Here is a 23,113-nt window from a genome sequence, read left to right on the forward strand (position 1 = left end):
CATGATGGTTGCAAACCCGCAGCAGAGGCCAGGCCCGACGGAGCCGGCCGATTCGCGGCTCGGCGCGGGCTCGCACCCCGTCACCCTGCCGCGGAGCGAGCAGTTCGCGCTGCGCTCCCGGGTTGGCCGCGCCTACCGCATCTTCGTCGCCTGGCCGGCCTCGCCGCCACCGGCTGAAGGGTTTGGCGTGATCTATCTGCTGGACGCGAACGCGACCTTCGGGACCATGGTCGAGGCGATGCGGATGCAGTCGCGCCATCCCGGCGCGACGGGGGTGGCGCCGGCGCTCATCGTCGGTATCGGCTATCCCACCGAGGAGCCGTTCGATGTCGAACGTCGCACCTACGACCTGACGCCGGCCGCGAAGGGGGGACAGCCGGGAGCGCTGGCGACGGGTGGTGCGGCCGAGATGCTCGATTTCATCGCCGACGAGGTCATGCCCGTGATCGAGCGGCGTTTCACCACCGACGGCGCGCGCCGCGCCCTGGTCGGACATTCCTTCGGGGGGCTGTTCGTGCTGCATGCGCTGTTCAACCGGCCAGCGCTGTTTTCCGCCTATCTCGCGGCGAGCCCGTCGATCTGGTGGCAGGAGCGGGCGATCCTCGACCATGAGCGCCGATTCTATGTTCGCGGGCAGATGACGGACCGGGTTCCGAAGGTCGCGATCATGGTCGGCGAACTCGAGCAGGTGGCGGAGCCGGCCTTTCCCGAAGCCGGCTCCCGGCGGGCTGCCGATCTGGCGGCTCGGCGCATGGTCGATAATGCGCGCGATATGGCCGGGCGTCTCGCTGCGTTTGGCCTCCGGGTGCAGTTCTCGGTCCTGGCCGGCGAGACACATCCCTCCAGCTTGCCGATCGCCATCAACCGCGCCTTGCGTCTGCTCTCGGAGCCAGTGCCTGGTGGCGTCGAAGCGTCGGAGGCGACATGAACCGGCGCAACGTCCTGCGCGCCGCTGCGACGGCTCTCGCGTTCGGCATAGGCAGCCGGCGGGGAAGCTCGGCGCTTGCCCAGACGCCTATCGCGCTCACCGATATAGCCGGGCGGACGATCACGCTACCGCATGCGGCGCGCCGCATCCTGTTGGCGCAGGGACGGCAATTGCCGGCTCTGGCACTGGCGCATTCCGCGCCTGTCTCGCTGCTCGTCGGTCTCGGCGGCGAATTCCAGCGGCAGGACCCGGAGACCTACGCGCTGTATCGCGAGCGTTTCCCTGAACTCGACGCGATTGCGCGCATCGGCGACGGGACCGCGGCCAATTTCCCGGTCGAGCTCGCCATTGCGGCAGGGCCGGACGTGATCATCGCCAGCCGCAGCTTCATCGGGTCCCTGGACGCTGCGGGATCGAGCGTGCTGATACGCCAGATGGCGGCGGCCGGCATCGCCGTGGTCATCGCCGATTTCCATACAAGGCCGTTGCAGGACACCTTGCCCAGCCTGCGGGTCCTGGGAGAGCTTCTCGGTGAAGCGCAGGCGGCGCAAGCCTTCGGGCAGTTCTACAGCACGCGCCTCGAGCGGATCAGGTCGCGTCTGGCGCAGGCCGCGCCCCGGATTCCGACGGTGTTCATGCATGCCCATGCCGGCGGCATGCCGTGCTGCTTCACGCCCGGGCGCGGCACCTTCAACGACTATATCGCGGCTGCGGGCGGCCATAATATAGGCAGCGACATGGTTCCCGGCGTCAGCGGCCAATTGAGCCTTGAGCAGGTGCTGGCGAGCGATGCCGAGTTCTATGTCGCCACCGGCGGCACCCATCTCGCCAGCCGCGGCGGTCTCGTGCTCGGCACCGGCGTCGGGGAGAGGCAGGCACGGGCGAGCTTCGCGACGCTGCTGAAACAGCCCGGCATCTCCGGCTTGTCGGCAGTCGCTGGTGGGCGGGCCTTCGGGCTCTGGCAGTCCTTCACCGACACACCGCTCCATATCGTCGCGATCGAGGCGCTGGCGCGATGGTTCCATCCCGAACTGTTCGCCGACCTCGACCCGGACCGAAGCCTGTCGGAGATCAACAGCCGGTTTCTCCCTGTGCCTTTGCGGGGCGTCTACTGGACCTCATCGACATGATTTCATCCGGCTCTCATCAAGGAATGAGAGCAGGTGGCAGCGTCCAGATCGTGCCGGACGCTGCCACGAGCTGAGATCGAGCTTGCGCGTCATCGTTCCGGCTGGAGGCGAAGCAGGGGTTGCTGAATCGATTCAAGATGATGCGCGATTTACTTAATCAGGCGTATTCGGGCCTGCGCGGCGTGAAGACGTCGAGATTGATCACGGGCTCGTCGCCGACGACCTCGCCCCAATGCTCGACATTGGCCGGCACGACTAGGAGCGAGCCCGGCCCCAGGAGATGTTCCTCGCCGCCGACGACGAAGCGGATCGTGCCGCTGACGATATAGGCGATCTGCTCATGCGGGTGGCTGTGGGGCTTGGGCTCGTGGCCGGGCATCAGCTTGTGCAACGCCAATGTCGCGGCGCTGCCCGAAAAGGCCTTGCGCTCTACGCCCGGGCGCACCGGCGTCCAGGGGAGCTGGCTCCAGTCGATCTTGTGGATGTCCATGACTTGTCTCCTGTCGTGATAGGCGGGCTCACTTGGCCGCCTCACTTGGCCGCGCCGAGAATTCCCGATGGGCGGATGAAGAGGAACAGCAGCAGCACCGACAAGGCCGCGACGGTCTTGAGGCCGGCGCCGAAGACGACGATGGCGAGCGCCTGCATCAGGCCGAGCAGCAGCCCGCCGAGAAAGGCCCCGAAAGGACGCCCGAAGCCGCCGACGATCGCGGCGATGAAGCCGCTGATGGCGAAGGGCACGCCGACATTGAAGGCGGTGTACTGTGTCGGCGTGATCAGGATGCCGGCGATGGCGCCGAGCGCGGCGCTGAGCGCGAAGGCCAGCGCCAGCATGCGCGAGACCGGGATGCCTTGCAGCGCCGCCGCCTCGCGGTTGATCGAGCAGGCCCGCATCGCCTTGCCGGTGCGGGTCAGGGCGAAGAAGGCGGCAAGCAGTGCGACGATCGCGAGCGAGCCGCCGACGATCCAGAGGAATTGCGTGCCGATCGCGACACTGCCGACCATCAGGGGCGGCAGGTCGGTGAAGACCGGCAGCGTCTTGGGTTGGTCGCCGACCGCGATCAGCGTCAGGCGCTCGATGACGATCTGGGCTGCGAGCGTCGCCAGGATCATCACGAACATCGTCGCCTTGCGGTTCCAGAGCGGCCTGACGACGATCCGTTCGATCGCGACGCCGAGCGCCGCGACGGCTGCGACCGCGACCAGCGCCGCCACCGGCAAGGGCAGGCCGTGGCGGCTGAACAGCGTCTGGGTGATCATGCCGCCGAGCATCACGAAGGCGCCTTGGGCGAAGTTCACGATGCCGCTGGCGTTGTAGATCACGCAGAAACCGATGCCGATCAGCCCATAGACGCAGCCGATGCCGAGCCCGCTGACGAGGACCTGGGGGATATAGGACCAGTCAGCCATGGGCCGCTTCCTTGCTGGCGGGAGCGCCGAGATAGGCCGCGATCACGGCCGGGTCGGAGCGGATCTGCGCCGGCGTGCCCTCGGCGATCTTGCGGCCGAAATCGACCGCGACGATCCGGTCGGCCGTGTTCATCACCAAAGTCATGTCGTGTTCGACCAGCAGCACCGTCGTGCCCGTCTCGGCGATGCGCCTGATGATCCGCGACAGGGCGGCCGATTCCTCGGCGTTCAGCCCCGCCGCCGGCTCGTCGAGCAGGATCAGGCGCGGACCCGCGGCCATGGCGCGAGCCAGTTCGAGCAGGCGCTGCCGGCCATAGGGCAGGCTGGAGGCGGGTTCCTCGGCCAGCGCAGCAAGGCCGGTGAAAGCCAGGAGCTCGCGGGCGCGGCTTTCGACCTCGGCTTCCTCGCGCCGGGCCGAGGCCGGGCGCAGCAAGGCGGAAAACAGGCCGGCCTTGCCATGCAGATGGCAACCGACCTTGACGTTGTCGAGCACGCTCAGATCCTCGAACAATCTGACGAGCTGGAAGGTGCGCACCAGCCCGCGCGTCGCGATCCTGACCGGCGGCAGGCCGGTGATGTCCTGCTCCTCGAAGATGATCTGTCCCGAACTCGGGGGCAGGAAGCCCGAGATCAGGTTGAACAATGTGGTCTTGCCGGCGCCATTGGGGCCGATCACGGCCGTGACACCCTGGGCCGGCACGGAAAAGCTGACATCGTCGACGGCAACGAGGCCGCCGAAGCGGCGCGTCACGCCCTCGAGCCGCAGGCGGCGGGTCATGAGCGGCCTCGCGTCGAGAACAGGCTGGCGAGACCGCGCGGCGCATAGATCAGGAGCAGAATCAGCGCCGCGCCATAGGCGAGGTCCTGATAGTCCTTGAAGGCGCGGAAGGTCTCGGGCAGCAGGCTGACGATCAGCGCGCCGATCAACGGCCCGGCGACGGTGCCGATGCCACCGACATAGAGCATGGTGAAGGTGACGATGACCATGTGCAGCCCGAACACCTCGGGGCTGACGAAGCCGACGACATGGACGAAGAGCGAGCCCGCGAGCGCGGCGAAACCTGCCGAGAGCAGGAAGGCCATCAGCTTGTAGCGCGCGACATCGATGCCCAGCGCCTGGGCGGCTTCCTCGCTGCCCGCAACGGCCGACAAGGCGCGGCCGAAGCGCGAGCGGCGAATGCGCGCCGCGGCGAAAGCGCCGCCTGCGACGACGAGCGCCAGCATGACGAGCTGGCCGCGATCCGAGGAGACCTCGTAGCCCACCAGGCTCAGCGGCGGGATGCCGGAAATGCCCATATAGCCTTGCGTCACGGACTGCCATTCCACCGTGATCTCATAGGCGATCAGGCCGATGGCGAGCGTGCCCATGGCGAGGTAATGGCCCTTCAGCCGCAAGGTCGGGAAGCCGATGATGGCGGCGGCCAACACGGCGGCAGCCATGCCCAGCGCCATGGCGGGCAGGGGGCTCCAGCCATGGCTCGCGGTGAGCACGGCCGAGACATAGCCGCCGATCGCCGCGAAGGCGTTCTGGCCGAAGGAGACCTGGGCGGCAAAGCCCATGAACAGGTTCAGGCCGGTGACGAAGACGGCATAGATCAGCGCGAAGGAGACGACGGTCGCCGCATAGCCGCCGACAAGGATGGCATAGCCGACGACCGCGCCGGCGAAGAGCCAGGGCAGCAGGCCGACGAGCCGCAGGCGGCGCCGGTCAGGAGAGGTAATGCTGGGCGAGATCGTCATGGGATGTGATGTCACGCGGATCGAGTTCGGCGACGATGCGCCCCAGGGAAAGCAGGTAGACTCGGGCTGCGAGCTTCAGCGCCAGCGGCGCCTTCTGCTCGACCAGCACGATCGCGAGGCCCTCGCGGTTCAGGAGGCCGAGCGTCTCCAGGATCTCGTCGGTGACGCGGGGCGCCAGACCAAGCGAGGGTTCGTCCAGGAGCAGGACCTTGGGGCCGGCCATCAGCGCGCGCCCGATGGCGAGCATCTGCTGCTCGCCGCCCGACATCGAGCCCGCTATCTGCCCCAGCCGCTCCTTCAGGCGCGGGAAAAGCGTCAGCACGCGCTCGCGCCGGCGGGCGAATTCGGACTTGTCGCGCAGGCGGTAAGCACCGAGCTCGAGATTGTCGGCCACGCTCATCGGCCCGAAGATGCCGCGCCCCTCCGGCACCAGGACGATGCCGCGCGAGGCGACGGCGACGACATCCTGGCGCGGCAATGGCGCACCCCGGAAGCGGACCTCGCCCGCATTCGAGACCAGCCCCATCAGCGCCCGCAGCAGGGTCGACTTGCCGGCGCCGTTGGGACCGAGCACGGCGACGAGCTCGCCTTCGCCAATCCGGATATCGAGCGGATGCAGCGCCTGGACATGACCATAGCGGGCCGAGAGCCCTGTCGCCGCCAGTATCGACGCGGGAGCCGCAATGCCCGGCGCCGAGGCCAGGTTCATTGCACCACCTTGACCGCGCCGTTCTGGATCGTCGCCAGCACGAACGGGTTTTCGGTGATGCCCTGATGCAGGTCGGGCCGGAAATTGTAGACACCGGTCGTGCCCTGGAAGCCCTTCAGCTCCTCATAGGCCGCGCGAACCTTCTCGCCCTCGAAGGATTTGGCCTGTTCGACCGCGGCGACGGTGAGCATCACGCCGTCCCAGCCGCGCGAGGCCCAGTTCGGGTCGCGATCCCGGTACTTCTCGCGCCAGGGATCGAGAAACGCCTTGATGCCGGACTTGAGCGGGCCGTCCGGCAGCGCCTCATAGACCTGCGAGGGCGAGGCGACGAAGAAGAACTTGTCGCCCAGCACCTCGGCTACGGGGCCGAACACGGCGAGATCCTCGAGGCTGGTCAAGAGCAGCATGTCGGCGCCGAGCTGCTTGATGTTCTTGGCGGCGGTCAGCGTGGTGCCGCCGAGCCCGATCTTCAGGATGGCGCCGGCCCCGGCCGAGCGCGCCTTGCTGATCTGGACGCTGAGATCGGCATCGTCCTGCTTGTATTGCTCGATCGAGACGATTTCGAGCCCGTATTTTGCGGCGTTGCGCTCGGCCACGGTCTTCTGGAGATTGGCGTAGGGCGTCGGGTCGTGCAGCACCGCGATCTTGCGGACTTGAGTCTTCTCCTTGAGGAATTCGAGGCGCTTGTCGACCTCGAAACCGGCCGGCGGCAGCGTCGTGAAAGCCCAGGGCAGATGCTCCGCCAGCTGCGGTAGGATCGAGCACAGCATCATCGGCACCTTGGCGCGCAGCAGCAGGCCGGCGGCGGCGAAGTTGCCGGCCGAAACGCAGCCGCTGACGAAGACGTCGACCTTGTCGGAGCTCAGCATCTTTCGATAGACCGTCACGGATTCCTGCGGCTCGGAGCGGTTGTCCTCGACGATTACCTGGATCTTGCGGCCCATCACGCCGCCCTTGGCGTTGACGGCGGCCGCCGCGAGCTCGACGCCGTCGCGCCAGGCGCGATCGACGGTCGCGGCATAGCCGGTGAGCCCGGCTGAGACGCCGATCTTGTAGTCCTGCGCGCCGGCTATCTGCGGCAGAGCCGATGCGAGGCAGGCGGCGAGCGCGGCCGCCACGGCTGTGGATGTCTTCATGGGTTCCTCCCGTTTCCCTTGCTTTCGGGTCGTTCGCCGCAAGCTGCGGCGCGCCCTTTATGGTCTTGATGGTGGGCTTCACGCCTCACTCAGGCTGCTGGTTTTCCGTATCCGCCGCCGCCGGGCGTTTCGAGGAGCACGACGTCGTCGGGCTGCATCGTCAGCTTCTTGGCTTCGCTGACAGGCTTGCCGTTGACGAGGAAATGGCCGGATGCGCCGGGCAGTCCGCCATCGATACCGTCGGGACCGCGGTTCAATCGGCTCGGCACTGCGTTCAGCAGCCAGGGCGCCTCTGTGCGCATGTGGAACTGGATGCTCTGGCCGTCGCCGCCCTGCATCCGCCCCTTGCCGCCCGAGCCGCGCCGCAATTCCTTGCGGTCGAACACGATCGGCATCGTCGCCTCCAGGATCTCGATCGGCACCGCCGCGACGCCGGTCGGATAGCAGGTCGCACTGGGGCCGGGCTTGTTGGCGCGGGCGCCCATGCCGCCGGAATAGTTGAACATGGAGGAGGTGAAGGCCTGGCCGTCCTGCCGCTTGCCCTGGATCTGCATGGTCCAGACCGCGCCCGAGCCTTCGGCCAGCACGCGCTCGGGCATGACCTGATGCAGCGCCTTCAGGATCGGCATCGGCACATACATGCCCACCACATGGCGCGCGTTCACCGGCGCGGGATAGGCACAGTTGATGATCGAGCCCTCCGGCGCGCGCACTTCGATGGGCGCGAGAGAGCCGGTGTTGTTGGGCAGATCAGGGTTGAGGCAGGAGCGGATGGCGAAGGTCGAATAGGCGTGGGTGTAGTTCAGCACGACATTGATGCCGGTCGCGGTCTGGGGCGACGAACCGGCGAAGTCGACGATGATCGCGCCGGCCTCGACATCGACCGTCACCGCGGTCTTGAGCGTGATGATCTCGCCGCCGGGCACGTCGAAGCTGGTTTCTCCGTGATAGGTGCCGGGCTTCAGTTTGCGGATGGCGTTGCGCGTCGCCTCTTCCGAGCGATTGATGATCTCGTCCGACAAGGCTTCGATATCGGCGACGCCATAGCGCCGGCACAGCGTGATCAGGTATTCGGCCGCCGCCTCGCCGCTGGAGACCTGGGCGGATAGGTCGCCGAAGACGGCGTCCGGCGTGCGCACATTGCGCCGGATGATGTCGTGGAGGACCTCATTGGGCTTGCCGCGCTCATAGAGCTTGAGCGGAGGAATCCACAGCCCTTCCTCATGCACGTCGCGCGCGCCGGCGCCGATGCCGTAGCCGCCGATATCGGTGTGGTGGATGGTCGAGCCGATATAGGCGATGAGATTTGGCCCGTCGAAGATCGGCGTCAGCACCGTGATGTCGAAGAAATGCCCGGCCGAAAGCCAGGGATCATTGGTGATCAGCACGTCGCCGGGCTCGCAGCGCCCCTCGAAAATGCGCACGAGATGCGCGCCGGCGAAGGCGAGCGAGTTGATGTGGCCGGGCGTGCCGGTATTGGCCTGCGCCACCATGCGCCCGCGCTGGTCGAACAGAGCGCAGGCGAGGTCGCCCGCCTCGCGCACGATCGGGCTGAAGGCGATGCGCTGCAGCGCCTTGGCCCGCTCGTTGACGATGCCGATCAGGTTCGACCAGAGGATTTCGAGTTCGACTCCGTCCATTGCAGGCGACTTTGCCATTGGATGTGACCCTGCCATCGGTTTCAGCCTTTCCTGGCGATGATGCAGCCGAGGCTGTCGATCGTGGCGTTCCAGCCGGGGGGAAGCGCGGTCGTGGTTTCGCGCTCCTCGATGATGGCGGGGCCTGCGATGGTCTGGCCCACAGCGAGCGCGGCGCGCTCATAGACGGGGACCGACTGGCCGTCCTGCCAGGCATGGACCGGGCGATGGCGCTTGGCCTGCCCGGGCGCGATCTGGGGACGGGTCTGGCCGTCGAAATGCGGCGAGGGGCCGCGCGCCACGACGCGCCAGGTCACGATCTCGATGGGAACATGCGAGGGGTTGACGCCGTAGAGCGTGCGATAGGCCGCCTCGAACTGCTGGGCGAGGGCGCTCGCATCGCGGCTTTGGCGCGGGTCGGTCTCGAAGATGACGGTGACCTCGTGCTGCTGGCCGACATAGCGCATATCGGCGCCGACCAGGATCGTGACGTCCTTGGGCGCGCAGCCGGATTGGCCGAGCGCCGCCATGCCCTCGCTTTCGAGGTCGCCGAGCACGCGGTCGACGCGAGCCCAGTCGAGATGAGCGACCAAGGTCAGGTCGCTGCGCACGAGATCGAGCCGGACCGGCGTCACCAGCGTACCGAAGGCCGAAAGCACGCTCGATTGCGGCGGCACGATCACGCAGGTGCTCTGCAGCAGGTCGGCGACGCCGCAGGCATGCAAGGGGCCCGCGCCGCCGAAGGCAAACAGCGGCAGGCCGCGATAGTCGACGCCGCGATCGGTGGCGTGGGTGCGCGCGGCCGAGGCCATCGCCTCGGTCACGATCCTGTAGATGCCGCGTGCCGCCTGGATGGGGGAGACGTTAAGCGCCTGGCCGAGCCGCGCCATCGCGGCCTCGCAGGCCGGCTTGTCCAACGACATGTCGCCGCCGAGGAAGTTTTCCGCATCGATCAGGCCGAGCACGAGGTCGGCGTCGGTCACGGTCGCGCTCTGGCCGCCACGGCCGTAGCAGGCGGGGCCGGGATTGGAGCCGGCGCTTTCCGGACCGACCTTGAGCAGGCCGAGATCGTCGACATGGGCGATGCTGCCGCCGCCGGCGCCGATCTCGATCAGGTCGATCGAGGGCACGGTGACGGGCAGGCCGCTGCCCTCCTTGAAGCGATAGCGCCGGTCGACCTCGAACAGCCCGGTGACCAGCGGGGTGCGGTTCTCGATCAGGCAGGCCTTGGCGGTGGTGCCGCCCATGTCGAAGGACATCAAGCGGTCGATGCCGAGCAATTCGGCATAGTGGCAGGCGGCCAGCGCGCCGGCGGCGGGGCCGCTCTCGATCATGCGCACCGGGTTCTTCCCGGCGGTTTCGGCGCCGACGACGCCGCCCGAGGACAACATGATCAAGGGCGTGTTGGCGAAGCCCTCGACGCGCAGCCTGTCGCTGAGGCGCTTGAGATAGGGCTGCGAGATCGGCATCGCATAGGCGTTCACCGTCGCCGTCGAGGCGCGTTGATATTCGCGGATCTGCGGCGCGACCTCCGAGGAGGTGCAGATGAAGACGTCGTTCAATTCGCGCGCCAGCGCTGCGGCGACGAGGGCCTCGTTGGCGGGGTTGGCGAAACTGTTGAGAAAGCAGATCGCCAGCGCTCGCGCGCCGCTGGCGCGGATATCGCGCGCCAATTGCGCGATATCCTGCGGGGCGGGCGCGATCGCGATCGTGCCGTCGGCCAGGACACGTTCCTTCAGGCCGAAGGTCAGCTCGCGCGTCACCAGCGGCTCGGGGAACTCGATCTGGGGATCGTACATGTCGTAGCGGTGCTCGTTACGGATAGAGAGCACGTCGCGAAAGCCCTCGGTCACGACGAGCGCGGTCGGCAGGCCCTTCCGCTCGATCAGCGCATTGGTGACGACCGTCGTGGCGTGGACCACCAGGCCATCGACGGCGCCGGCTGCGACGCCGGCCTTGCCGAGTACGGAATCGACGCCCCGGAAGAAGCCTTCGAGCAGGTCGTGATGCGTGGTCAGTGTCTTGTCGACGCTGAGGCCGCCCTTGGAGTCGCGCAGGACGATATCGGTGAAGGTGCCGCCGATATCGACGGCCAGCGAATAGCTCATGGCTTCAATCTTTCCAGGTCAATCCCCGCGAGATGCGTGCGGCGCTGCCGACGACTTCGCGGATCTGTTCGGGATCGGGTTCGGGCGTGATGAATTGCGTCGAGCCGACGATGGCGATCGAGCCGACGAGGATCTGGCGGTGGTCGAATACGGGGGCGGCGAGTGTGTTGACGCCGGTGATGACCTCGTCGGGTGCGGTGGCCCAGCCGCGCTCACGTACGGCGTCGAGATCGGCGAGCAGGGCATCCCGCGTGACGATCGTTGCTGGCGTCCAGGCCTTGAGCTCGCCATTGGCAATGGCGGCTGTGCGCTCCTGCGCGCCGAAGGCGAGCCAGATCTTGCCATGCGCGCTGGCATGGAAGGCGAGCCGCGTGCCGGGGCGCGTGGCGAATTCGATGAGCGTGCGGCCCTGGATCAGTTCGAGGACGATCAGCTCGGCGTCGATCGCGGCGCAGACCGTGACGGCCTGGCCGGTGCGATCGCGCAGGGTCATCAGCTCCTCGCGGGCGGCGCTAACGATGTCGAAGCGCTGCCGCAGCGACTCGCCCAGCACCAGGAGCTTGACGCCGGCGTCATAACGCCCAGTCTCGGGGTCCTGCCGCACGAAGCCGTGGCGCTGCAGCGTCACCAGATGCCGGTAGATCGTGGCTTTCGATGCCCCCAGCGCGCCGGCGATCTGCGCCAGCGCGACTGGGCGGCTCTGCTGCACCAGATACTCGACTGCCCGCAAGGCGAGATCGAGCGTGCTGGTGCCGGCCGGCGCGGCTTTGGCCGCAACTGGATCGGGTTTCGTCGGCAAGGGCGTTCCTCTAGGTCGTATTTCATTTAATGAAATATCATTTTGTTATTTGATACGCTATGATGAAAACCGCAGAGAGGTCAATGCCTCTGTTCGCGGTGTTGTTCAGTTTTCGTGGGATGCCCGGATCAGGGCGTGCGCAGCCCTCAGTCATCTGGTGCTGTCAGAAAGGGCTGGCGAATTGGTTGCGGCTCAGGTCTCGCCAGTAAGGCTCGAGAGGCTTTGGGAGAGCCGAAGGAAGCCGAGCAAAGATGCTGGCGTCCCGATAAAGCGTTTCGTCAAACATCGGGCTCAACTATCTAGAAACAAGTCATGAGGCGTTCTACGCCTTCAAGCCCATCCGTTCTCCGTCAGGGACAAAGTCATGCCTTCCTCCGATGCGCTGGCTGCGGTTTTCGAGCATATCGAGACGAACCGAGCGAGTTTCCTCGATCGCCTAATCGCCTATCTGCGCCATCCCAGCATCAGCGCCGAAAATATCGGCATCGCTGAAGTCGGGGCTCTGCTGGTGGAGATGCTGACCGATATCGGGCTCGAGACCAGCCTGATGCCGACCGAGGGGCATCCCATGGTCATCGCGCGCTGGGAGAAGGCGCCGGGCAAGCCGACGGTGCTGCTCTACGGCCACTACGACGTGCAGCCGCCGGACCCGCTCGAGAAATGGCTCTCGCCACCCTTCGAGCCCACCATCCGCGATGGCCGCCTCTATGCTCGCGGTGTCGGCGACAATAAGGGCCAGCATTTCGCGCAGATCCTGGCGATCGAATCCCACCTCAAGGTGCATGGAACTCTGCCCTGCAACGTCATCCTGATGCTGGAAGGCGAGGAGGAGATCGGCAGCCCGAACATCGCCGGCTTCGTGCGCGCCAATAGGGAGGTGCTGAAGGCCGATCTCGCGGTGACCGCCGACGGCCCGCGCCATGCCAGTGGGGCTGCCGCGATCAAATTCGGTTCGCGCGGCGTGGCGTCCTTCGAGCTGCGCTGCCGCCATGCCAGCCGCGACGTGCATTCCGGCAATTTCGGCGGCGTTGTGCCCAACCCGATCTGGACGCTGGTGCATCTGCTCGGCACCATGAAGAACGAAGCTGGCGAGATCACCATTGCGGGCTTTCATGACGGCATCGAGCCCCCTTCAGCGGAGGAGCTCGCCGCGATCGAGCGCCTGCCGCTCGATGTCGAGGCGGTGAAGCAGAGCCTCGGGCTTGCGCGGCTCGATGCGCCTGCGGAGCGGCCCTTCTACGATCGTCTTTGCTTCCGCCCGACCTTGACCATCAACGGCTTGCACGGCGGCTATGGCGGGCCCGGCTCCAAGACGGTGCTGCCCAACGAGGCCTTCGCGAAATGCGATGTCAGGCTGGTGGGCGCGCAGGACCCGGAAGATATCCTGCGCAAGATCGCGGCTCATGTCGCCAGGCATGCGCCGGAGGTCGAGTTCATCGCGGCCGAAAAGGGCATGCAGCCTTCCAAGACGCCGATCGCCTCGCCCTTCACCCCCATGCTGCGCCGGGCCTTCGTCGCAGCCCAAGGCGTGGAGCCGCTGCTGATTCCGGCCGGCTTCGGCAGCCTGCCGGGCTATGTCTTCACCAAGATCCTCGGCATTCCCGCCTTCGTCACGCCCTATGCCAATCCCGACGAGGCGAACCATGCGCCCAACGAGAACCTGACGCTCGACTGCTTCTATAGCGGGCTTCGCACCGGGGCCGCGCTGCTGCACGAACTCGGCGAGTTACGAGCGCCTTGAGCGGACCAGCTACGTAAAGCCTTGTTCTAGGCGCGCATCCGTCGCGCCAGGGCCTCGCCGATCATCACGCAGGTGAAGTGCAGGTTCGCCCGGCAATCCGTCGGCATGATCGAGGCGTCTGCGACCCTTAGCCCCTCGACGCCGCGTACCCGAAGATCCGGGTCCACCACGCCGCGCGGGTCGTGATAGGCGGTCATGTGGCAGGTGCCGGCGGCGTGCTGGATGTCGCTGGCCTCCTGCAGCATCAGCGCATCGAGCTCGGCCTCCGGCAGGGCTGCGGCCTCTTCCGGGCTGAGCGGGGTTTCACAGAAGCGGATATCGTCGCAGACCGCGCGCAGGGCCGGCTGCTCGGCGAGCGCGGCCAGCCGCCGCACCGCGTCGCGCATGCGCAGCCGGTCGCGCGGATCGGCCAGCATGTTCTCGTCCACGATCGGATTGGCGTCCGGATCGGCCGAACTCAGGCGCAATTCGCCGCGCGAGAACGCATCGTAGAGCGATACGCCGACCCCTCCGCCCGGCCCGGGCATGGCGCCCACGAAGCCGCGATGGTTGTAGGAGACCATGATCATGTCGCGCCGGCCGCCGCCGCCGAGGCCGCTGCTATAGGTCAGGCAGCAATTGGTGTGGCGGGCATCGGGGTCATGCGCGACGAAGTCGGGCTTGAGAGCCAGGCTGAGGCGCAGCACCGGATGGTCCATCAGGTTGCGTCCCACAAAAGGCTGGTCGCGCAGCACGGGGATTCCCAGCGCCGCCAATTGCGCGGCCGGGCCTAGCCCCGAGCGCATCAGGATGGTGGGGCTGTGGATCGCGCCGGCGCAGAGCACGATCTCGCGGCCCTCGATCTCCGTCCATTCCTCGCCGGCAAAGCGGACCCGCACCGCACGGGCGCGATGGCCGTCGAATAGGATCTTGTCGACCATGGCGCCGCCACGGATCTCCAGATTCGCGCGTCCCCGCACCGGCTCGAGATAGGCGTCGTTGGTGGAGATGCGCGCGCCGTCACGGGAGTTGATCGGGTTGGTCGCAACCCCTTCGCCCTGCAGCGCATTGAGATTGCCGAGCCAGGGGTAGCCGGCAGCCAGAGCCGCATCGCGGAAGGCGAGGTCGACATGGCCCCAGCTGCTTTCCGGCGCGCGATACACCGGCAAGGGCCCGGCGGTGCCGGCCTGCGGATCACCTTCGATGGCGTCGAAGATCGGCAGAACATCCTCCGAGGACCAGCCTTCGCAGCCATATTCGGCCCAGCTGTCGAAGGCTTCCGCGACGCCGCGAATGGCGATCTGCGCATTCACCGTGGAAGAGCCGCCGAGCGCTCGGCCGCGCCAGTAGAAGCGCGGCTCCTGCCCCGCGGTCCGGCGGGTCATCAGCTCGGGCCACTGCCATTCCGCCTGATGTACCGGATCGTGCATGAACGGGATGATGTTGGCGCTGCGCAGCGCGTGCGGCGCATCGGCGGCGCGCCAGTCGCGCCCGGCCTCCAGCAGCAGCACACGGCGGTTCGGATCCTCCGAAAGCCGGGCGGCCAGCGGCGCTCCGGCTGAGCCGGCACCCACCACGATCACATCGTACATGCGCTCAGATTCTCCCTGTCCACACCGCGTTCTGACATGGCCGGACACCACGCGCCAGACGATCGGCGCGGGGCTGGGCTGCACGACCTCGGCGGGCTTCGGCAGTCTGCCAAGCTTATGTCTTCACCACGATTCTCGGCATTGCGGCTTTCGTCACGCCCTATGCGGCGAACCGTGCTCCCAACGAGAATCTGGCGCTCGCCTGCTTCTATAGCGGGCTGCGCACGGAGGCCGCGCTGCTGCACGAGTTTGGCCAGCGACGAGCGCCCCGAGCGTCGGAGTCGATGGAAGAGGGCTCCATATTTTGGAGCGTCCTCCAAGTTTTCGATCTCGATTTGAATGATTTCGTTCCAAATCGACATGACATTTCTGCTGAAGCGACGTGGGTAATGCAATTTTTCTAGGCTCGATACTTCCGTGCTTGCGCTCCGTTGCGACGGGTTCGAAGGCGCTTCCGCCTCAGGGTCGGCAAATTCTGTTTTGGGACCGCAGACAGCCGGCGCCGGCTGAGACGATTTCTTGACATTATTCTCAGGCAACAAGGTTCCGACACTGCGCTGGCGGTTCCGTCGTCTGGGGCCTTGCCAGCCATGCACACCGCACCGCGTCGCGCCCAGCGCGAAGAAGGAGATGGCATGCACTCCGGTCGCAACAAAGTCCTGATGATCTATCCACGCTTCAACGCGGGCTCGTTCTGGAACTACAAGGCGACATGCGAACTCGCCGGCGCGCGCCATCCGGCCGCGCCTCTCGGGTTGATCACGGTTGCGGCCCTGCTGCCCGCCGATTGGGAGATTCGCCTTGTCGATCTGAATACGGAGGAGCTTGACGAACAGGAGCTCGCCTGGGCCGATCTCGTGATGACGGGCGGCATGCTGCCACAGCAGGACGGCTCGCTGGCGGTGATCGAACTATGCCGTTCGCAGGGCAAGCCCGTCGTGGTCGGCGGGCCCGATGCAACCTCGACGCCGCAGCTCTATGCGGCCGCGGATTTCCGCGTGCTCGGCGAGGCCGAGGAGATCATGGCCGATTTCGTGGCGGCCTGGCTGTCGGGCGCGCGGACCGGCGTCTTCCAGTCCGAGATGGGCAAGACCGATGTCGCCAAGAGTCCGACGCCGCGTTTCGACCTCCTGAAATTCGAGCACTATCTGCATGTTGGCGTCCAGTTCTCGCGCGGTTGCCCGTTCAATTGCGAGTTCTGCGATATCATCGAGCTCTATGGGCGCGTGCCGCGCACCAAGACCAACGCCCAGATCCTGGCCGAGCTGGATACGCTGTATGCGCTCGGCTATCGCGGCCATGTCGATTTCGTCGATGACAATCTCATCGGCAACAAGAAGGCGCTCAAGCGCTTCCTGCCCGACCTCAAGCGCTGGATCACCGAGAAGAACTTCCCCTTCGAGTTCTCGACCGAGGCATCGATCAACCTCGCAGACGACGAGGGCCTGATGCGGTCGATGAGCGAGGCCAACTTCTTCACGATCTTCGTTGGCATCGAGAGTCCCGATACCGACACGCTGATTTCGATGCAGAAGAAACAGAACACCCGCCGCAGCCTGCAGGAGAGCGTGCACAAGATCTATCGGGCCGGGCTGTTCGTGAACGCTGGTTTCATCCTCGGCTTCGACAGCGAGAAGGGCAGCGTCGCGCGCGGCATGATCGATTGTATCGAGGACACGGCCATCCCGGTCTGCATGGTCGGGCTGCTCTATGCCCTGCCCAACACCCAGCTTACCAAGCGGCTGGAGCGCGAGGGTCGACTCGGCATCCCGGAAGAAGCCGACCACTCGCAGGGGCAGGGCGATCAATGCACTGCCGGTCTCAATTTCCAGACCAGCCGCCCGCGCCGCGCCATTCTCGCGGACTACAAAACGGTCCTGGAGGCGGTCTACAAGCCGAGCGCCTTCTTTGGCCGGGTCAGGCGTGTCGGCCGCGCGCTCGACTGCACTAATCGTCGGTTGGAACTGCCGAAATCGATGGAGTTGCAAGAGCTGAAATCGTCATGGCGTCTGTTCTGGCGCATGACGACGGCAAAGGGAGGCGTGCGCGGCGAGTTCTGGAAGACGCTGATCGATTGCCTCGCGCATAATCGCCAAGCCTTGCCCTATGTGATGATGATGGTGGCGCTTTATCTGCATCTCGGCCCGTTCTCCCGGCAGGTCATCGCCCAGGTGCAGCGGCAGATCGACGAGCTGGATGGCGCCGGGTATCGCGCGCTGCCGGTTGAAGAGGGCACGCGGGAGGTGGCGGCCGCTTAGCCTGCCGGGCTGTGGTCAGATCAGGCCGGCGGCGATGTTGATGGTCAAGCCGAGAATGGCCAAATTGAAGAAGAAAGCCAGGACGCAGTGGACCAGCGCCACCCGGCGAATCGAACGCGAAGTGATGTTGATGTCGGCCGTTGCCGAGGCGACGCCGATCACGAAGGAAAAATAGAGAAAGTCCCAATAGTCGGGGCAATCTTCATTACCTGGAATGTCGAGACCGCCGCGCATTTGCGGCTTCGCTTCCGGATGGGACCGCCATTCGTCGAAATACTCATGCGCATAATGCAGCGCGAACATCACATGGACGAAGCCCCAGGCCGAGATGATCGTCAGGAAAGCCAGGCCGAGATGGAGCCCTTTCACGATCCCGACTGCATCCTTGACCGAGCCGAGCTCGGCCACGATGGCGCCGATGCTGGCAATAGCCGCCAGGATCGCCAAGGATAGGATCAGGAACTGACCTTCATCCTGTAGGGCCGCGTTACGGCGTATCGTGTGATGCGTCGCGCGTAGCATCATCGCGATGATGCTGACGAGGAACGCGATCGTTGCCGCATTCCAAGCCACCAGCGCACGCGTTGTCGGGCGCCAGGCTTCGGGCAGGACCAAGCTGACCAGAACGCCCAGGACCGCGCAGAGAAACAGGCGCGGTCTCGCCCGCACATAGCGGATCGGCAGCCAGCGCTGGCGATGTTGGTCAAGCGCCGAGCTGTCCATGGTCCATCCTTAGCGCGATTCCCGGATACCTTCCCCAGCATTACGAGCGCGGCGAAGGAATCCAAGAGCCGTCGAGCGAGGCCTCCTAGATTGCTTCGTGGCTTTGCCCCTCGCAATGATGATCTGCGGCCCCTCCATACCGCGAAAGCGCGGGCATCGGCCGCCATGCATGGTGCGCCGGCTCGATGCCCCCGTGACGCGCGCCGAGGCGCTGTTCATGGAGATCTGCGACGGACAGATGGCGCGCTATGTCGATCAGGAGATGGGCGAGCTGACCGCGTAAAGTCGAAGCCGCGCGTCTGGATGCATCAGACCGCGGGTTTCCTGGCGGTCAGATTCGCTGCGAGGCCGGCCATCGTTTCCGGCTTGATGAGTCCGAGCGCTCCCGCAACGTGCCACCAGCCATGGTCGGCCTGGCGCACAATGGTGCATTCCGCGCTGACGCCCATATGTTGCCCTTCGAAGGAATGCCCCACGGCGATGTGAGCGACCTCGTCGGGTAATCCTACGGTCAGGCAGACATGCATGCCGAAGACCGAGTGCCGGAAGGTCGGAAAGCCGCTATCGGCCGGAGCGGCGGCCCAGCGCTGCCTATTGCTGGGGTCGAACTCATAGGGCTTGCCGACGTCGTGGCAGGCGGCGCCCGCGAGGAGGATGTTCCAGTCGATCTGCGTTTCCGGATAGGCCTGCTCGAATTCCAACGCGATGACCTTCGCGTAGCGTAACACACCGCGCAGATGATCGGCTTGCGTTCCTTGCCGAAGCACGGGGGCTCCCGGATTGCCGTCGGGCGGGATTTCGGAGATGCGCGTGAAGTCCGAGCAGCATAGGGAATAGGCCCAGGCATCGACGACCTTCTCCCGCAACGCCTCGTCGGGGACCATGGCGATCTCCGGGAAATCCTCCATGATGTTTTGACGAAGCAGGTCTGTCACGGGGCGGCGCGGCCGCGAATAGTGCTGGATCATGTCTGTCTCGCTTTCGCGGGATTGGAGAGAGGCCTCAAGCCGCTACCGGCGCGTGTTGCGGTGCGATCGGCTTGCGGGCCAGCGTCAGCGTTGCGATCGCTCCGCAAACCAGCAGCGCTGCCGCGATGCGGAAGGCCCAGCTGTAGCCGCCCGTTCCCGAGACGACATAGCCCGTGATGATCGGGGCGATCAGGCCGAAGGAGTTGCCGCCGAAGGCCGTGATCGCGATCACGCGGGATACGTCGCGCGGATTGCGTAAAAGGTCGCTGGCGAGCGTGAAGTTGAGGCCAGCCCCTGTCGTGCAGCCGGTCAGAACCACGGTCAAAACGGCCAGCAGCTGCCAGAGTTCGCCAACGACCGGAGCCAGCAGGATCGCGGTCGCCAGCAAAGCCATCGCGGCGATGAAGTAGCGGCGCCGGCCGGCCCGTATGGCCTCCGACGAGAGGCTGCGGTCGCTGATGCGGGCGATGATCAGGCCGAGCACCATCGTGAGGAGATAGGGGATCGCGGTGAGATAACCCGTGTTCATCGTCGAAAGTTCGCGGGTCGACTGCAGATAGGTCGGTAGCCAGGTCAGGAAGAGATAGGCGGTGTAGACGAGGCAGGCCTGGGTGATGATCAGGCCCCAGATGCTGGCTTGCGACAGGAGATAGCCCAGCGATGAAGGGGCAGGGTCGTTTGCCGCGTCGCTCGCGCGCTCACCATTGCGCTCGGCAAGGATCTTCTGGCGCTCGGCGTCGGGAAGCCAGGAAACCTTGTCGGGCGTCTCGTACCATGTCCACCAGAATGCCAGCCAGACGAAGCCGATCACACCGAGGACCACGAAGGCCGTGCGCCAGTCGAAGGTGCTGACGAGCGCTGCAACGACAATCGCCCCCAGTGCCGGCCCTGCGGAGGAGCCGCCATTGAACAGCGTCGTGACGAGGCCGCGCTCCTTTTCAGGAAACCAGTCCCGGATCACACGTCCGCAAGCCGGGAATGTCGTCGCTTCGCTCGCTCCCATCACGAGGCGCGCTGCAAAGATCGAGTACAGGCCGGTGGTCGCTGCGGTCAGCGCCGTGGCTGCCGACCAGATCGCGATGCCGCCGCCGACCATCTGCTTGGCGCCGATGCGCTCGACGAGAAGGCCAAGCGGGATCAGGCAGATCACATAGGTCCAGAGGAAGCCAGAGAACAGATAGCCCATCTGAATCGGCGACAAGCCGAACTCGGCCGCGATCGGCTTGGAGGCGACCGACAGCGCGATGCGGTCGATGTAGTTGATGATGACGGCCGTAAAGATCAGCAGCGCGATCCAGGCGCGGCGATAGGTCATGAGATGTCTCCCCCGAACGAATCCCGTCGACCGGCGACGGATTGAGCGCGGGTCTTTGGGCCCGCCGATCCTCAGGGCTATATTCATAGGGAGATCGGGTCTAATTGGATAACTGAGTCGGAATTCATAGGGTTTTCTGATGAGTCGTTTCTCCATCGCGCAGCTTGAGGCGTTCTACTGGACCGCTGAGCTCGGCTCCGTGCAGAAAGCGGCGGAGAAGCTCAACATCGCGCAGCCGACGCTGTCGCTGCGCCTGCGCCAGCTCGAATCGGATCTGTCATCGCCGGTGTTGGAACGTGCCGGGCGTGGCATTCGCCTGACGCGAGAGGGACATACATTTCTCAGGCATACCCAGCTGGTGCTGGCTGCCCATCGCGAGCTTCAGGCCTCCTCGCTGGTCGCCGAGGTCAGCGGCGCCCTTCGCTTCGGCGTCGCGGAGGGATTTGCCGTGGCGTGCCTGCCGCGGATCATCCCGGGCCTGCGCGAGGCATTTCCGCTGCTGCGGCCGGAATGGACGGTGGGAACCAGCACGGGGCTGGAGCAAAATCTGATCGACGGGCGGCTCGACATCGCCATTCTGGTCGATCCCATCGGCCAGCGCGACATTCGCCTGTCCTCGCTCGGGATTCAGGGAAATGTCTGGGCCGCCGCTGCCGGCTCAGGGCTGCGGGGCGGGGAGACGGCGAGCGAGCTTGCCCGGCTGACCATCATAACGACGCCTCCGCCCACGCCGATGTACAGGCTCACCATGAGCTGGTTCGCCGATGGGCAGGAGCAGCCCGGCCCGCTTTGCATCTGCTCGAGCCTGAACGCGTCGCTTCAGCTGGTCTCCGCCGGAATCGGGATCGGCGCCTTTCCTGCAAGAATGGTGGAGGCTTTTCCGTCGGGGGGTAGCATCATGACGTTCCAGTCCGACCCACCGCTTCAGCCCGGCCGCGTCTACGTGGCCGACAGGGCGGATTCCGACCACGCCCGGACTGCGGCGGTCATTCGGGTCCTGGAGACGGTGACGCGGGAGATGGATTACTTCTCGGCCCCCTGAGGACAGCCACTCCCGGCGAAGATCAACTGGATTTGTCGACGCGATGCCACGGTCGCGCTGGCAGCGCCGCTCTAGTCTGCGGGGCACAAGGCCGACCACCCACCACCATTCAAATCGATCCGGTCCCGTCAATGCAGCGGGATGATCGTCTCGACTAGGCCGTGGCCTTCGATCGCGACCTGGCGGCGGCGCAGCGGCGTGCCGTAGAGAGCGCTCAGATTGCTCTCGCTCATCACTGTGTCGACGGGCCCCTGGCGCTGATCCTCCGGCCCCATCAGCAGCAGCGCCTCATCGGCGACCTCAAGCGCATGGGTCGGCAGATGCGTGCTGAACAGGATCGCGTGCTCGCCGGCAGCGCGCAGGTCGCGCAGCACGGCGACGAGGCGGCTCTGATTGGCGAGATCGAGCGCCGAGGCCGGCTCGTCGAGCACCAGGACGGGCGATTGCGTCGCTAAGGCGCGCGCCAGCAGCACGAGCTGGCGCTCGCCGCCCGAGAGCCGGTCGAGCCGCTGCTCGGCGAAGGCCTCGGCGCCGATGCGTGCCAGCGCTGCGCGGGCGATGTCGTAGTCGGCGCGGCGCGGCGTTCCGAACAGGCCAAGCGACCGGGCGCGCGCCATCACCACGACATCGAGCGCACGATAAGGCAGGGGCGCGATCACCTGCGGCACATAGGCGACGAGCGGCGGCGCCTCGCGCGTGCCTTCGTCCAGCTTATCGAGCCCCGTGACGGCCTTGATCAGCGTGGTCTTGCCGCGCCCGTTCGGGCCGAGCACGGCGACGCAGCGCCCCGGCGCCAGCGCGAGGTCGAGCCCGCGGAAGATCCAGCGCTCGCCGCGGCGGATGCCGGCGCCTTTCAACGCGATCATGCCGCCAGCTCCCGGCGCTGACGCTGGCGCAGCAGCAGTGCGAAAACTGGAGCACCGACGATCGCGGTCAGAACGCCGAGCGGGATCTCGGCGGCCACCGCCGTGCGGGCGATGGTATCGACCAGCACCAGATAGGATGCGCCGAGCAGGGCCGAGGCCGGGATCAGCAGGCGATGATCCTCGCCGGCGACCATACGCGCGGCATGCGGCACGACGAGGCCGACCCAGCCGATGACGCCGGCGAAGGCGACGACGGTCGCCTCCATCAGCGCCACAGCCAGGAAGACGAGCCAACGGTCGCGCTCGACCGGCAGGCCGAGCGCGCGCGCATCGTCCTCGCCGAGCGAGAGCACATTGATGCGGAAGCGCAGGCCGAGCACGAGCATGAGGGCGAGCGCGAGCACGGGAGCGGCGGCTGCGAACTGGCGCCAGCTCGCCGTGGCGAAGCTGCCCATCAGCCAGAACACGATCGCCGGCAATGAACTGTCGGGCTCGGCGACGAATTGCGTCAGGCTGACCAGCGCGCTGAACAGCGCCGCGACGATGACGCCGGTCAGCACGACGGTGACCGTGCCCGAGCGACCATCGACGCGGGCGATGGCGCCGACCAGCAGCAAGGCGGCGGAACCTGCAAGAAAAGCCGAGCCGATCAGGAACCAGCCGGACAGGCCGAGCAGGATCGCGACCGCGCCGCCGAAAGAGGCGCCGGAGGAGACGCCGAGGATATGCGGCGAGACCAACGGGTTGCGCAGCACGCCCTGCATAGCGGCGCCGGCGGCCGCAAGCGCGGCGCCGCAGATGGCGGTGAGCAGGACGCGCGGCAGCCTGACCAGCAGCACGATGCGCTCCTGCAATTCGCTCCAGCTTGGGTCGACGGGAACGATGCGGGAGAGGACGATGCCGAGCACGGTGCCGGGCGAAAGCGAGAGCCGGCCGGCGCAGAGGGCGGCGACCATGACAAGGCCGAGCCCGACCGCCAGGGCGACCATGACGAGGGTCGCGCCACGGTCATACGACACCGATCCGCCAGCC

The 23,113-nt window shown here is 66.3% G+C and carries 21 protein-coding genes; 6 read left to right on the forward strand and 15 right to left on the reverse strand.

Annotation, left to right across the window (positions count from 1 at the left end; genetic code table 11):
* Nucleotide 1 precedes the first annotated feature (1 nt).
* Both RMR04_RS12860 and RMR04_RS12865 read left to right on the forward strand, forming a co-directional pair.
* Nucleotides 2-928, forward strand: a complete 927-nt coding sequence (locus RMR04_RS12860; protein ID WP_311915005.1) for an alpha/beta hydrolase — start codon at nucleotides 2-4, stop codon at nucleotides 926-928.
* A complete protein-coding gene (locus RMR04_RS12865) occupies nucleotides 925-2,058 on the forward strand; it encodes an ABC transporter substrate-binding protein (protein WP_311915006.1) in 1,134 nt (377 codons plus the stop codon). The genes RMR04_RS12860 and RMR04_RS12865 overlap by 4 nt, the downstream gene beginning before the upstream one ends.
* A gap of 157 nt (nucleotides 2,059-2,215) precedes the next feature.
* Here RMR04_RS12865 and RMR04_RS12870 read toward each other — a convergent pair whose 3' ends face one another.
* The 9 genes from RMR04_RS12870 to RMR04_RS12910 all read right to left on the reverse strand — a co-directional run bounded on the left by RMR04_RS12870 (nucleotide 2,216) and on the right by RMR04_RS12910 (nucleotide 11,597).
* Nucleotides 2,216-2,548 (reverse strand): cupin domain-containing protein, encoded by a 333-nt coding sequence (locus tag RMR04_RS12870; protein WP_069691812.1) that lies wholly within the window; start codon nucleotides 2,546-2,548, stop codon nucleotides 2,216-2,218.
* A 41-nt stretch (nucleotides 2,549-2,589) separates the two neighbouring features.
* Nucleotides 2,590-3,468: a branched-chain amino acid ABC transporter permease gene (locus RMR04_RS12875; protein WP_311915007.1), complete on the reverse strand. Its 879-nt coding sequence runs from the start codon at nucleotides 3,466-3,468 to the stop codon at nucleotides 2,590-2,592.
* Nucleotides 3,461-4,246: an ABC transporter ATP-binding protein gene (locus tag RMR04_RS12880; RefSeq protein WP_311915008.1), complete on the reverse strand. Its 786-nt coding sequence runs from the start codon at nucleotides 4,244-4,246 to the stop codon at nucleotides 3,461-3,463. The genes RMR04_RS12875 and RMR04_RS12880 overlap by 8 nt, the downstream gene beginning before the upstream one ends.
* The gene (locus RMR04_RS12885) at nucleotides 4,243-5,208 is read right to left on the reverse strand and encodes a branched-chain amino acid ABC transporter permease (protein ID WP_311915009.1); all 966 of its coding nucleotides are present in this window, start codon (nucleotides 5,206-5,208) and stop codon (nucleotides 4,243-4,245) included. The genes RMR04_RS12880 and RMR04_RS12885 overlap by 4 nt, the downstream gene beginning before the upstream one ends.
* Entirely contained in the window at nucleotides 5,177-5,917 is a 741-nt protein-coding gene (locus RMR04_RS12890) for an ABC transporter ATP-binding protein (RefSeq protein WP_311915010.1), read from the reverse strand. Before RMR04_RS12890 ends, RMR04_RS12885 begins: the two co-directional genes overlap by 32 nt.
* Nucleotides 5,914-7,053, reverse strand: coding sequence for an ABC transporter substrate-binding protein (locus tag RMR04_RS12895; protein WP_311915011.1), 1,140 nt, complete (start codon nucleotides 7,051-7,053; stop codon nucleotides 5,914-5,916). Before RMR04_RS12895 ends, RMR04_RS12890 begins: the two co-directional genes overlap by 4 nt.
* An 89-nt stretch (nucleotides 7,054-7,142) precedes the next feature.
* Nucleotides 7,143-8,711 carry a hydantoinase B/oxoprolinase family protein gene (locus RMR04_RS12900; RefSeq protein ID WP_311915012.1) on the reverse strand — a complete coding sequence of 523 codons (1,569 nt, stop codon included), beginning with the start codon at nucleotides 8,709-8,711 and terminating at the stop codon, nucleotides 7,143-7,145.
* 23 nt (nucleotides 8,712-8,734) lie between these two features.
* Entirely contained in the window at nucleotides 8,735-10,798 is a 2,064-nt protein-coding gene (locus RMR04_RS12905; RefSeq protein ID WP_311915013.1) for a hydantoinase/oxoprolinase family protein, read from the reverse strand.
* A 4-nt stretch (nucleotides 10,799-10,802) separates the two neighbouring features.
* On the reverse strand, nucleotides 10,803-11,597 hold the full coding sequence (locus RMR04_RS12910) for an IclR family transcriptional regulator (RefSeq protein ID WP_311915014.1): 795 nt from the start codon (nucleotides 11,595-11,597) through the stop codon (nucleotides 10,803-10,805).
* A 364-nt stretch (nucleotides 11,598-11,961) separates the two neighbouring features.
* On the opposite strand from RMR04_RS12910, the gene RMR04_RS12915 reads away from it, so the two are divergent.
* Nucleotides 11,962-13,338, forward strand: a complete 1,377-nt coding sequence (locus tag RMR04_RS12915) for a M20/M25/M40 family metallo-hydrolase (RefSeq protein WP_311915015.1) — start codon at nucleotides 11,962-11,964, stop codon at nucleotides 13,336-13,338.
* A gap of 26 nt (nucleotides 13,339-13,364) precedes the next feature.
* Here RMR04_RS12915 and RMR04_RS12920 read toward each other — a convergent pair whose 3' ends face one another.
* Nucleotides 13,365-14,909, reverse strand: a complete 1,545-nt coding sequence (locus RMR04_RS12920; protein WP_311915016.1) for a GMC family oxidoreductase — start codon at nucleotides 14,907-14,909, stop codon at nucleotides 13,365-13,367.
* 635 nt (nucleotides 14,910-15,544) lie between these two features.
* On the opposite strand from RMR04_RS12920, the gene RMR04_RS12930 reads away from it, so the two are divergent.
* Nucleotides 15,545-17,167 carry a B12-binding domain-containing radical SAM protein gene (locus RMR04_RS12930; RefSeq protein ID WP_311915017.1) on the forward strand — a complete coding sequence of 541 codons (1,623 nt, stop codon included), beginning with the start codon at nucleotides 15,545-15,547 and terminating at the stop codon, nucleotides 17,165-17,167.
* Between the two features lie 15 nt (nucleotides 17,168-17,182).
* Here RMR04_RS12930 and RMR04_RS12935 read toward each other — a convergent pair whose 3' ends face one another.
* Nucleotides 17,183-17,890, reverse strand: a complete 708-nt coding sequence (locus RMR04_RS12935; RefSeq protein ID WP_311915018.1) for a DUF1345 domain-containing protein — start codon at nucleotides 17,888-17,890, stop codon at nucleotides 17,183-17,185.
* A gap of 97 nt (nucleotides 17,891-17,987) precedes the next feature.
* Between RMR04_RS12935 and RMR04_RS12940 the strand changes: the two genes are divergently transcribed.
* Nucleotides 17,988-18,173 (forward strand): hypothetical protein, encoded by a 186-nt coding sequence (locus RMR04_RS12940; protein ID WP_311915019.1) that lies wholly within the window; start codon nucleotides 17,988-17,990, stop codon nucleotides 18,171-18,173.
* Nucleotides 18,174-18,198: 25 nt separating this feature from the next.
* On the opposite strand, the gene RMR04_RS12945 is transcribed toward RMR04_RS12940, so the two are convergent.
* Together RMR04_RS12945 and RMR04_RS12950 are read right to left on the reverse strand one after the other, a co-directional pair.
* Nucleotides 18,199-18,858 (reverse strand): HD domain-containing protein, encoded by a 660-nt coding sequence (locus tag RMR04_RS12945; protein WP_311915020.1) that lies wholly within the window; start codon nucleotides 18,856-18,858, stop codon nucleotides 18,199-18,201.
* Nucleotides 18,859-18,892: 34 nt separating this feature from the next.
* A complete protein-coding gene (locus RMR04_RS12950) occupies nucleotides 18,893-20,173 on the reverse strand; it encodes an MFS transporter (protein ID WP_311915021.1) in 1,281 nt (426 codons plus the stop codon).
* A 139-nt stretch (nucleotides 20,174-20,312) separates the two neighbouring features.
* Between RMR04_RS12950 and RMR04_RS12955 the strand changes: the two genes are divergently transcribed.
* Nucleotides 20,313-21,215, forward strand: coding sequence for a LysR family transcriptional regulator (locus tag RMR04_RS12955; RefSeq protein WP_311915022.1), 903 nt, complete (start codon nucleotides 20,313-20,315; stop codon nucleotides 21,213-21,215).
* Between the two features lie 128 nt (nucleotides 21,216-21,343).
* On the opposite strand, the gene RMR04_RS12960 is transcribed toward RMR04_RS12955, so the two are convergent.
* A complete protein-coding gene (locus RMR04_RS12960) occupies nucleotides 21,344-22,081 on the reverse strand; it encodes an ABC transporter ATP-binding protein (protein WP_311915023.1) in 738 nt (245 codons plus the stop codon).
* Nucleotides 22,078-23,100: a FecCD family ABC transporter permease gene (locus RMR04_RS12965; protein WP_311915024.1), complete on the reverse strand. Its 1,023-nt coding sequence runs from the start codon at nucleotides 23,098-23,100 to the stop codon at nucleotides 22,078-22,080. Before RMR04_RS12965 ends, RMR04_RS12960 begins: the two co-directional genes overlap by 4 nt.
* Between the last annotated feature and the right edge of the window lie 13 nt (nucleotides 23,101-23,113).

Origin of the sequence: Bosea sp. 685, from assembly GCF_031884435.1 — a bacterium.
In the GTDB taxonomy this organism is placed as follows: domain Bacteria; phylum Pseudomonadota; class Alphaproteobacteria; order Rhizobiales; family Beijerinckiaceae; genus Allobosea.